Genomic DNA, 11860 nt, shown 5'->3' with positions numbered 1-11860 from the left:
TAAAACAATGGCGGGGATTATAACCCTTCACGAGTGGGAATATCTTGTCTCCGGGCTGTCATAATTCGCCGGGCTGCGTTAAACCTGGACTATCTTTTCATAAATCTGTCATAAAACTGACGCATAATGGCACTGTATTGATGGCAAACGATTTAATTACAAACAGGGCAAATCATGGCGAGACGTATTCTGGTCGTAGAAGATGAAGCTCCAATTCGTGAAATGGTCTGCTTCGTGCTCGAGCAAAACGGATTTCAACCCGTTGAAGCCGAAGACTATGACAGTGCTGTGAACCAACTCAATGAACCCTGGCCGGATCTCGTCCTGCTTGATTGGATGCTTCCCGGCGGCTCGGGTCTACAGTTTATTAAACATCTCAAGCGCGAAGCGATGACGCGGGATATCCCGGTGATGATGCTGACGGCGAGGGGGGAAGAGGAAGATCGCGTCCGGGGGCTGGAAACCGGCGCGGATGATTATATTACCAAGCCCTTTTCTCCCAAGGAACTGGTGGCGCGTATTAAAGCAGTTCTGCGTCGTATTTCACCGATGGCGGTGGAAGAGGTTATAGAAATGCAGGGGCTAAGCCTTGATCCCACCTCGCATCGCGTGATGACCGGCGAGGATCCGCTGGATATGGGGCCGACCGAATTCAAACTATTGCACTTCTTTATGACTCATCCCGAGCGTGTCTACAGTCGCGAGCAACTCCTTAATCATGTCTGGGGAACCAATGTGTACGTGGAAGACCGGACAGTGGATGTGCACATCCGCCGCTTACGTAAGGCGCTGGAGCACAGCGGACACGATCGTATGGTGCAGACGGTTCGCGGGACGGGATATCGTTTTTCAACCCGCTTCTGACTGACAAGAATCAGGGCCTGAAGGATTAGGCCGTATAGGGAGTAAGACGTTTGCTAGAACGATTGTCATGGAAAAGGTTGGTACTGGAGCTGATCCTGTGCTGCATACCGGCATTTATCCTTAGCGCTTTTTTCGGTTACCTGCCCTGGTTTTTACTGGCGTCGGTAACGGGCCTGCTTATCTGGCATTTCTGGAATTTATTACGTTTGTCCTGGTGGCTATGGGTCGACAGAAGCATGACGCCGCCGCCGGGGCGAGGCAGTTGGGAGCCGTTGCTGTACGGGCTGCATCAAATGCAACTGCGCAACAAAAAGCGCCGTCGTGAACTGGGTAATCTGATTAAACGTTTTCGCAGCGGGGCGGAATCGCTACCCGACGCGGTGGTGCTGACCACTGAAGAAGGCGGTATCTTCTGGTGTAACGGACTGGCCCAGCTGGTTCTGGGACTGCGCTGGCCGGACGATAGCGGGCAAAATATTCTTAACCTGTTGCGCTACCCGGAATTTACACAATATCTGAAAACGCGCGATTTTAGCCGACCGATCAATCTGGTACTCAATACCGGACGGCATCTGGAAATTCGCGTGATGCCCTATACCGATAAGCAACTGCTGATGGTGGCGCGCGACGTTACCCAGATGCATCAACTGGAAGGTTCACGACGTAACTTTTTCGCCAACGCCAGCCATGAACTGCGTACGCCGCTGACGGTGTTACAAGGGTACCTGGAAATGATGCAGGAGCATCCGCTGGAAGGGACGACGCGTGAAAAAGCGCTACATACCATGCGCGAACAAACGTATCGCATGGAAGGGCTGGTGAAACAGCTGCTGACGCTGTCAAAAATTGAGGCTGCGCCGACGCTGCTGCTGAATGAGAAGGTCGATGTGCCCATGATGCTGCGCGTGCTCGAACACGAAGCGCAAACGCTGAGCCAGCAAAAACATACGTTTACCTTTGATGTTGATAACAGCCTGAATGTGCGGGGTAACGAGGAGCAGTTGCGTAGCGCTATCTCGAATCTCGTCTACAACGCGGTGAACCATACGCCAGCGGGAACGCACATTACCGTACGCTGGCAGCATGTGGCGTCGGGGGCGGAGTTTTGCGTGGAAGACAACGGTCCAGGCATTGCCGCCGAGCATCTTCCACGCTTAACCGAACGTTTTTATCGTGTGGATAAGGCGCGATCGCGGCAAACGGGCGGCAGCGGACTTGGTCTGGCCATCGTTAAGCATGCGCTGCATCATCACGACAGTCGCTTGAATATCGAAAGCGAACCAGGCGTTGGGACGCGATTTAGTTTCGTGATCCCGGAACGTTTAATTGCCAAAATTAACGGTTAAGGCGCATTCGTAAGATAATCTTTCCAAAAGCCAGCGCAAGCTGGCTTTTTCTATGCGGTCAATATAACCATCCTGAATTTTACGACGTTTGGTTGTTTTTTGTTCGAACTATTACCCATACCTTTTTCCATGAAATGGTGTTTTGTGCTAACCCCATTTTTCATATCGCTATATTGTTCTGGTTTTTGGATCCCACCTTGCTTTAAAACGTTATAAGCGTTTAAATTGCGCTCCAGGTGCTGTCATACCGACTGCATTAACGCGGTAAATCGAAAAACTATTCTTCGCCGCGCCAGTCTGGGAGTGTTTCCCGCTGGAATTGAGCAAAAATGCCGCTGTATTGTCCCCCAGGGAAAGGCAAAAATTTATTATTTTCAACACCACATCCACAGGCAGTAAGACTTTATGACCCATCAGTTAAAATCGCGCGATATTATCGCTTTGGGATTTATGACATTTGCACTGTTCGTTGGTGCAGGTAACATCATCTTCCCCCCAATGGTTGGTTTGCAGGCAGGTGAACACGTCTGGACTGCGGCTTTTGGCTTTTTGATTACCGCCGTTGGCCTGCCGGTACTTACCGTTGTCGCGTTGGCGAAAGTCGGTGGTGGTGTGGACCGACTGAGCACGCCTATCGGTAAAGTCGCTGGTTTGCTGCTGGCGACCGTGTGCTATCTGGCTGTTGGACCGTTATTTGCTACGCCGCGTACCGCGACGGTCTCTTTCGAAGTCGGGATTGCACCGCTGACCGGTGACTCCGCGCTGCCACTGCTTATCTACAGCGTGGTCTATTTCGCGATTGTGATTCTGGTTTCGCTGTATCCGGGCAAACTGCTGGATACGGTTGGTAATTTCCTGGCCCCGCTGAAAATCCTGGCGCTGGTGGTCCTGTCTGTCGCCGCAATCGTCTGGCCAGCAGGCCCGATCAGCAATGCGATGGAAGCCTATCAAACTGCTGCGTTTTCTAATGGCTTCGTGAACGGGTATCTGACCATGGATACGCTGGGCGCGATGGTATTTGGTATTGTTATCGTCAACGCCGCTCGCTCGCGTGGCGTTACTGAAGCGCGTCTGCTGACCCGTTATACCGTTTGGGCGGGTTTGATGGCGGGTGTGGGCTTAACGCTGCTGTATCTCGCGTTGTTCCGTCTGGGTTCAGATAGCGCAATTCTGGTCGATCAGTCTGCTAACGGCGCGGCAATTCTGCATGCGTATGTTCAGCACACCTTTGGTGGCGCAGGGAGCTTCCTGCTGGCGGCGTTGATTTTCATCGCCTGTCTGGTCACCGCGGTTGGCCTGACCTGCGCGTGCGCAGAGTTCTTTGCCCAGTACGTTCCACTGTCTTATCGTACGCTGGTATTTATCCTCGGCGGCTTCTCGATGGTGGTCTCTAACCTGGGTCTGAGCCATCTGATTCAGATCTCTATTCCGGTGCTGACGGCTATCTATCCGCCATGTATCGCACTGGTTGTATTAAGTTTTACCCGCTCATGGTGGCATAATTCTTCCCGCGTCATTGCACCTGCGATGTTTATCAGCCTGATTTTTGGTATCCTTGATGGCATTAAAGCTTCTGCAATTGGCGACGTGTTACCGGCCTGGACCCAGCGTTTACCGCTGGCGGAGCAGGGGCTGGCGTGGTTGATGCCAACAGTCGTGATGGTGGTCCTGGCAGTTATCTGGGATCGTGCAGCGGGTCGACAAGTGACCTCCAGCGCACACTAATATCACTGACAATAAGTTTTAACCACGGGGCTATTAACATGGCCCCGTGGTTTTTTATTGTGTTAACAGGTTAGGAATCGATGGAAAGTAATAACAAGCTAAAGCGTGGGCTGAGCACCCGGCACATTCGCTTTATGGCATTAGGTTCAGCAATTGGTACCGGGCTGTTCTACGGCTCGGCCGATGCCATCAAAATGGCGGGGCCAAGCGTGTTGCTGGCCTATATTATCGGCGGCGTAGCGGCGTATATCATTATGCGCGCGCTGGGCGAAATGTCCGTTCATAACCCTGCAGCCAGCTCCTTCTCGCGCTATGCGCAGGAAAACCTCGGACCGCTGGCAGGCTACATAACCGGCTGGACCTACTGTTTTGAAATCCTGATTGTCGCCATTGCCGATGTGACTGCCTTTGGTATTTACATGGGCGTCTGGTTCCCGGCCGTACCGCACTGGATTTGGGTACTCAGCGTGGTATTGATTATCTGCGCCATCAATCTGATGAGCGTGAAGGTGTTTGGCGAGCTGGAATTTTGGTTCTCGTTCTTTAAAGTCGCCACCATTATCATCATGATTGTCGCCGGTTTTGGCATCATCATTTGGGGGATTGGTAACGGCGGACAGCCTACCGGTATCCATAATCTGTGGAGCAACGGCGGTTTCTTCAGCAACGGCTGGCTCGGCATGGTGATGTCGCTACAAATGGTGATGTTCGCCTACGGCGGGATTGAGATTATCGGGATTACCGCTGGCGAAGCCAAAGACCCGGAAAAATCTATTCCGCGCGCCATCAATTCCGTACCGATGCGTATCCTCGTGTTTTACGTGGGGACGCTGTTCGTCATCATGTCTATTTACCCGTGGAACCAGGTCGGCACTGACGGTAGCCCGTTCGTTCTGACGTTCCAGCATATGGGGATTACCTTTGCCGCCGGGATCCTCAACTTCGTAGTCCTGACCGCGTCGCTGTCGGCCATCAACTCTGACGTCTTTGGCGTGGGGCGTATGCTGCACGGTATGGCGGAGCAGGGCAGCGCGCCGAAAATGTTCGCCAAGACGTCGCGTCGTGGCGTGCCATGGGTGACGGTGATGGTGATGACCATCGCGCTGCTGTTTGCGGTGTATCTTAACTACATCATGCCGGAAAACGTCTTCCTGGTGATCGCCTCTCTGGCGACCTTCGCAACGGTATGGGTGTGGATTATGATCCTGCTGTCACAAATTGCCTTCCGTCGTCGTCTGCCGCCGGAAGAGGTTAAGGCGCTGAAATTTAAAGTGCCGGGTGGGGTTGTGACGACCGTCATTGGCCTGATTTTCCTGGTCTTTATCATTGCGCTTATCGGCTATCATCCGGATACCCGCATTTCGCTATACGTCGGCTTTGCGTGGATTATCCTGCTGCTTGCCGGCTGGGTTTTCAAGCGCCGTCGCGAGCGCCAACTGGCTGAAGCGCAGTAATATTTTTGCCGGGTAGCTTAATGTTACCCGGCAATTTTCTCCTCCCCCGCACTCCTCCCCCAATAAACGTTAAGATGATGAGTGATCCTGCACTTCGCTATGGCAAGGTGACGTCATTATCATCAAAGGGGATACGTGATGTTGAACGCCTGGCACCTTCCGGTTGCCCCATTTGTTAAGCAAAACAAAGATCAACTGACGATTACATTATGGCTGGCGGGGGAAAATCCACCCCAGCGGGTGACGCTACGCGCAGAAAACGATAACGAAGAGATTTCGCTGGGTATGCACAAGCAACGCAGCCAGCCGCAACCGGGCGTGACCGCGTGGAGAGCGGCGATCGATCTCTCCAGCGGACAGCCTCGTCGACGCTATAGCTTTAAATTACTTTGGCTCGATCGTCAGCTGTGGTTTACCCCGCAGGGATTCAGCCGTTTTCCGCCTGCGCGTCTGGAGCAGTTTGCTGTTGATGTGCCGGATAACGGTCCGCAGTGGGCCGCCGATCAGATTTTTTACCAAATTTTCCCGGACCGTTTTGCCCGCAGCCAGTCGCGTGAAGCGACTCAGGATAACGTCTATTACCACCACGCTGCCGGACACGATATTGTGCGGCGCGAGTGGGATGAACCGCTTACGGCCCAGGCCGGTGGCTCCACGTTTTATGGCGGCGATTTGGACGGCATCAGCGAAAAGCTGCCGTATCTGAAAACGTTAGGCGTCACGGCGCTGTACCTGAATCCGGTATTTACCGCGCCGAGCGTGCATAAATACGATACCGAAGATTACCGTCATGTTGATCCGCAGTTTGGCGGCGACAGGGCGCTGCTGCGCCTGCGTCACACTACCCAACAGCAGGGGATGCGCCTGATTCTCGACGGTGTTTTTAACCATAGCGGCGATTCACACGCCTGGTTTGACCGACATAATCGGGGAACGGATGGCGCGTGCCATAATCCGCAATCCCCCTGGCGCGACTGGTATCATTTCTCAGCCGACGGCGTCGCGCTCGACTGGCTGGGGTATTCCAGCCTGCCCAAACTGGACTTTTCCTCTGAAAGCCTGATGAATGAAATTTATCGCGGCGAAGACAGTATCGTTCGCCACTGGCTGAAAGCGCCGTGGAGTATGGACGGCTGGCGTCTTGACGTGGTGCATATGCTGGGAGAGGCCGGTGGTGCGCACAACAACCTGCAGCACGTGGCCGGAATTACGCAGGCGGCGAAAGAGACCCAGTCAGAGGCATATGTGGTGGGCGAGCATTTTGGCGACGCGCGCCAATGGTTGCAGGCCGACGCGGAAGATGCCGCCATGAACTATCGCGGTTTTACCTTCCCGATATGGGGATTTCTCGCCAATACCGATATCTCATACGATCCGCAATTCATTGACGCCCAGACCTGTATGGCGTGGATGGATAACTATCGCGCGGGTTTGTCGCATCAGCAGCAGTTGCGGATGTTCAACCAGCTCGACAGCCACGATACCGCCCGTTTTAAATCTCTGCTCGGTAAAGACGTCGCACGTTTACCGTTGGCGGTGGTGTGGCTGTTTACCTGGCCTGGCGTGCCCTGTATTTACTACGGTGACGAAGTGGGACTGGATGGGAACAACGATCCGTTTTGTCGCAAACCATTCCCGTGGCAGCCTGAAAAACAGGACGCTAACCTGCTGGCGTTGTATCAGCGGCTGGCAACATTACGCCACCAGAGCCAGGCGCTGCGCCATGGTGGTTGTCAGGTGATTTACGCCGAGGATAACGTGGTGGTGTTTGTACGCGTGCTGAACCGCCAGCGTGTATTGGTGGCGATTAACCGTGGCCACGCCTGTGAAGTGGTCCTGCCAGCCTCGCCATTACTGAGCGTCAGTCAATGGCAGCACCAGGAGGGCAAAGGCGTGCTTGCCGAGGATATCCTGGCGTTGCCGGCGATTTCCGCCTCGGTGTGGATGGGTCATTGATATAAGCGCGTAACATCCGGGCTTGCCAGCAGCGTTTCCCGCCACCAGCGCTGCGCTAATCCATCGCGGTTATTGCGCCAGGCCATATAGGCCACGTCTTTTTGGCGAAATGAGATGACCGTTTTTTCCACCAGCTCGCCCGTGGCAAGCCACGGGTTAGCAATATGGCGGGGGAGAAATCCGCAGCCCAAGCCGGCCCGCAGTAGCATCACCTTACTGTGGAAATCATCAACGCGAATCTGCGCCTGCTCCTCCATCAGATTGGTTTGTAACGGATGACAAAAGCGGGCGCTGTCGCTAATGACAATCGCCCGGTGCAGGCACAGCTGTTCGTTAGTAAGGCCATCCGGTGCTGCGGCCAGCGGATGCTCAGGCGCAACGACAAACACATTGTCCAGCGTGCCGAGCATTTTGTAGGACCAGGCCGCTGACGTAGGCGGTTCATTAATCGCCCCCAAAATAATATCTGCTCCATTATGCGTCAGCTCCTCCCAGGAGCCCGCCAGCGTATGGTGGGTGAAGTTAAGGCGGGTTTGCTTATTCAGCGCGTGAAATTCATCGATAATGGGCAACAGCGAGGCGAAAGGGAAGGAGTCGTCCAGCGCAATCGCCAGCTCTTTTTCCCAGCCTGAACTCAGCTGCACCGCCTGCTTTTCGAGATCTTTTGCCGCACTCAGCAGCAAACGTCCCTTTTCCAGCATCATCTGACCGGTGTCGGTAAATTTTGCTCGGTGACCGGAACGGTCAAGCAACTCGATATTCAAATCACTTTCCAGCTTTTGAATCATATAGCTGAGTGCTGCAGGGGTTTTAAACAGCGATTCGGCCGCCGCAGCAAATGAACCCTGTTTATCAAGTGCGTCGAGAATTAGCAAAACATCCAGATTGATGCGCATAAGCAGAAAATATCCTGAAAATTAAACCCCTCTGTTGTACCGAATGGAGAAAAACAATGCCAGTGAATAAATTAGATGAGTCATGCGCATTTTTTTGATGTTGTTTAGGATATATCGCAACACAAAATTAATAGTTTCACTGGATGGTAAGTTTTCTTTAATAACTCGTTAGAAATTTCCCGCTATACTCAACAAGCTTTCTGATTCAGGATCCTGCTGCTGACGGCAGATACAGACCGTTGCCTTTTAACTTATTGATTAAGAAGGTGTGCTATGTCTATTCGGGAACTGATTGACCCTCAAAACTCAACGCTTATTTTTATTGATCATCAGCCGCAAATGTCATTTGGTGTGGCGAATATTGACCGCCAGACTTTGAAAAATAATACCGTGGCATTAGCGAAGGCCGGGAAAATATTCAATGTTCCGGTGATTTATACTTCAGTGGAAACGAAAAGTTTTAGCGGTTATATCTGGCCGGAATTGTTAGCGGTTCATCCTGATGTTAAACCAATTGAACGCACCTCGATGAACTCCTGGGAAGATGCGGCGTTTGTGAAAGCCGTGGAAGCGACCGGGCGTAAAAAATTGATTATCTCCGCGCTGTGGACCGAAGTATGCCTGACTTTCCCGGCGCTGATGGCGCTGGAAGCGGGTTACGAAGTTTATGTGGTAACTGACACTTCCGGCGGCACATCCGTGGATGCCCATGAGCGTTCTATCGACCGCATGGTACAGGCGGGTGCCGTACCTGTGACCTGGCAACAGGTTCTTCTAGAGTACCAGCGCGACTGGTCCCGCAAAGAAACCTACGACGCCGTCATGGATCTGGTACGTGAGCACAGCGGCGCCTACGGTATGGGCGTGGATTACGCCTACACCATGGTGCATGGCGCGCCGGAACGTAAAGCCTAAATACACCTCATCCTTCATGTTGCCTCTTTGTGGGCTTCGTTTGCGAACCCCGGTCACTAACTTTTGTCAGCCTCCGGGGTTAGACAATCTTGCCGCTTCGATGCGCCATGAATGATTTTGTGTATTGCTTCCGTGGCCTAAGCGGGCCTGTTTCCTCTCCACAAGGAACCCTTTATGGCGCAGAACAAACATGTGACGTTGGTGATTTCCCACACCCTGCTGCCTGAACAAGCGCAGCGGTATGAGCAGTGGCTGGGGAAAATCATGCCGGTGGCGGCCGAGTTTCCCGGTCATCTTGGGGCGAATGTGATTCGTCCTGCAGATGGCAACAATTTGTGGAACATCATTATCCGCTTCGACACGCTGGAGCATCTGTATAACTGGACCCAGTCCGATACGCGCCGCGTGCTGGTCGAAGAGATTGCCCCGCTGCTGGCGGAAGGGGATAAAACTGAAATCCGCACCGAAGCAGCGTTCTGGTTTACACCGCCCGCGCCCCATGTACGTCAGCCCAGGCGCTGGAAACAGTTTCTGATAACTCTGCTGGTGATTTTTCCCAGCACCAATTTGGTGCCGTGGTTGACCGGCATTGTGCTGCCTGCCATGAAGGGCTCGTTACTCCTGCATCTGATCAATGATGCCTGTGTGGTTGCGCTGGTGGTCTGGTTCTGGATGCCCATCGTAACCCGTCTGTTTGCCGGATGGCTGAAAAAAGCCTGACCGGTTTCTCAGGAGATTGTTATGTCTCAAACTGCCACACTGATTCTGACTCACGGAAAAATTCATACTCTCGAAAGACAAAACCCGCAGGTCGAGGCGGTGGCGATCGCCAATGGTAAGATCCTGGCGACCGGTAGCCACGATCGCATCATGAGTTTTGCCACCGACGGGACGCAGGTTGTCGATCTGCAAGGGCATACGGTGATCCCGGGCCTGAACGATTCGCACCTGCACCTCATTCGCGGCGGTCTGAATTACAACCTGGAATTGCGTTGGGAAGGCGTACCGTCGCTGGCGGACGCGCTACGCATGCTCAAAGAGCAGGCTGACAGAACGCCATCGCCGCAATGGGTGCGCGTGGTGGGTGGCTGGAGCGAATTCCAGTTTGCCGAACGTCGCATGCCAACCCTCGAAGAACTCAATGAAGCGGCCCCGGATACCCCAGTTTTTGTTCTGCACCTCTACGACAGAGCTTTGCTGAACCGTGCCGCACTGAAAGCAGTCGGCTACACCAAGGCGACGCCGGACCCGGCGGGCGGTGAGATTGTGCGTGATAGCAACGGTAACCCAACCGGGATGCTGATCGCCAAACCCAACGCCATGATCCTTTATTCGACGCTGGCAAAAGGACCAAAACTGCCGCTGGAAATGCAGGTCAACTCGACCCGGCAGTTTATGCGCGAGCTGAACCGTCTCGGGCTGACCAGCGCCATCGATGCAGGCGGTGGTTTTCAGAACTACCCGGAAGATTACGAGATAATTGAGCAGTTACACGCCAACAAACAGATGACGGTGCGCATCGCCTACAACTTGTTTACCCAGCGTCCGCAGCAGGAACTGGAAGACTTTGAACGCTGGACCGATATGCTCAAACCAGGGCAGGGGACCGACTTCTACCGTGCCAATGGGGCTGGGGAAATGCTGGTCTTCTCGGCCGCGGATTTTGAAGACTTCCTCCAGCCACGCCCGGATCTGCCGGAAGGTATGGAAGATGAGCTGGAGCGCGTGGTGCGCCACCTCGTGGAGCACCGCTGGCCGTTCCGCCTGCACGCCACCTACGATGAATCCATCAGCCGAATGCTCGACGTATTCGAGAAGGTGAATCGCGATATCCCGTTCAATGGGCTGCACTGGTTCTTCGATCACGCTGAAACGATTACCGAACGGAATATCGAGCGCGTAAAAGCGCTGGGGGGCGGGATCGCTGTTCAGCACCGTATGGCGTTCCAGGGCGAATATTTTGTCGATCGCTACGGCAAAGATGCGGTCAAACATACCCCGCCGGTGGCGAAAATGCTGGCGGCTGAAGTTCCGGTAGGGCTGGGGACTGATGCCACCCGCGTGGCCAGCTACAACCCGTGGACAGCGCTCTACTGGCTGGTTTCGGGCCGTACTGTGGGAGGGATGGCGATGTACGATGATAACAATCGCCTGCCACGCGATGTGGCGCTGGAACTGTGGACGGCCGGTAGCGCCTGGTTCTCCAGCGAACAGGGTAAGAAAGGGCGCATCGAGAAAGATCAACTGGCCGACCTGGTGGTGCTGTCTAAAGATTACTTCAGTGTGCCGGAAGAGGAGATCAAAGGCATAGAGTCGGTAATGACCATTGTCGATGGCAAAGTGGTGTATGCGGCCGGGCATTTCACTCCGCTGGCGCCGCCGGCCATCCCGGTTGTACCTGACTGGTCGCCGGTGGTAAAAGTGCCGGGGCACTATCGCTCAGCGCCGCCTGCTGCGGCGAAAATTGGCGCAATGGTGCAGATGCACCAGTGCTGCGGCAACTGCGGCGTACACGGTCATCAGCATGATATAGCGCGTAAATCGGCAATTCCGGTGTCAGATGACCGGGCTTTCTGGGGCGCGCTTGGCTGCTCCTGCTTCGCGTTTTAATCCCTCATCACAGCCCCTGGACAAACGCAGGGGCTGATTGTCTATTCTGAAAAGTGGTTCATCGTGTTAACCGATATGGCGCAACTGCAACAAT

At 53.9% G+C, this 11860-nt stretch carries 9 protein-coding genes; 8 read left to right on the top strand and 1 reads right to left on the bottom strand.

The window, feature by feature from the left end; genetic code table 11:
* Positions 1-174 precede the first annotated feature (174 nt).
* From phoB to malZ, 5 genes are all read left to right on the top strand, one after another.
* Positions 175-864, top strand: coding sequence for a phosphate response regulator transcription factor PhoB (gene phoB, locus HV345_RS17845; protein WP_003021496.1), 690 nt, complete (start codon positions 175-177; stop codon positions 862-864).
* A gap of 50 nt (positions 865-914) precedes the next feature.
* On the top strand, positions 915-2210 hold the full coding sequence (gene phoR / locus HV345_RS17840; protein WP_181635879.1) for a phosphate regulon sensor histidine kinase PhoR: 1296 nt from the start codon (positions 915-917) through the stop codon (positions 2208-2210).
* A 405-nt stretch (positions 2211-2615) separates the two neighbouring features.
* Positions 2616-3935 carry a branched-chain amino acid transporter carrier protein BrnQ gene (brnQ, locus tag HV345_RS17835; RefSeq protein WP_016152017.1) on the top strand — a complete coding sequence of 440 codons (1320 nt, stop codon included), beginning with the start codon at positions 2616-2618 and terminating at the stop codon, positions 3933-3935.
* Positions 3936-4015: 80 nt separating this feature from the next.
* Positions 4016-5389: a proline-specific permease ProY gene (gene proY, locus HV345_RS17830; RefSeq protein ID WP_016152018.1), complete on the top strand. Its 1374-nt coding sequence runs from the start codon at positions 4016-4018 to the stop codon at positions 5387-5389.
* Positions 5390-5527: 138 nt separating this feature from the next.
* Positions 5528-7345 (top strand): maltodextrin glucosidase, encoded by a 1818-nt coding sequence (malZ, locus tag HV345_RS17825; RefSeq protein ID WP_181635878.1) that lies wholly within the window; start codon positions 5528-5530, stop codon positions 7343-7345.
* Here the strand turns inward: malZ and HV345_RS17820 are convergent.
* Complete coding sequence (locus tag HV345_RS17820; protein WP_016152020.1) at positions 7339-8241, bottom strand: LysR family transcriptional regulator; 903 nt, start codon at positions 8239-8241, stop codon at positions 7339-7341. The two genes, malZ and HV345_RS17820, sit on opposite strands and share 7 nt — an antisense overlap.
* A gap of 273 nt (positions 8242-8514) precedes the next feature.
* On the opposite strand from HV345_RS17820, the gene HV345_RS17815 reads away from it, so the two are divergent.
* The 3 genes from HV345_RS17815 (at position 8515) to HV345_RS17805 (ending at position 11766) form a co-directional block, all read left to right on the top strand.
* A complete protein-coding gene (locus HV345_RS17815) occupies positions 8515-9156 on the top strand; it encodes a hydrolase (protein WP_003021513.1) in 642 nt (213 codons plus the stop codon).
* 174 nt (positions 9157-9330) lie between these two features.
* Positions 9331-9876 (top strand): antibiotic biosynthesis monooxygenase, encoded by a 546-nt coding sequence (locus HV345_RS17810; protein ID WP_016152022.1) that lies wholly within the window; start codon positions 9331-9333, stop codon positions 9874-9876.
* A 21-nt stretch (positions 9877-9897) separates the two neighbouring features.
* Positions 9898-11766 carry an amidohydrolase gene (locus HV345_RS17805; protein ID WP_181635877.1) on the top strand — a complete coding sequence of 623 codons (1869 nt, stop codon included), beginning with the start codon at positions 9898-9900 and terminating at the stop codon, positions 11764-11766.
* Positions 11767-11860: the final 94 nt, after the last annotated feature.

Origin of the sequence: Citrobacter sp. RHBSTW-00986, assembly GCF_013783065.1 — a bacterium.
GTDB lineage: Bacteria > Pseudomonadota > Gammaproteobacteria > Enterobacterales > Enterobacteriaceae > Citrobacter > Citrobacter braakii.
Note: the sequence above shows the minus strand (reverse complement) of the source record. Positions and strands in the feature narration are given on the sequence as shown.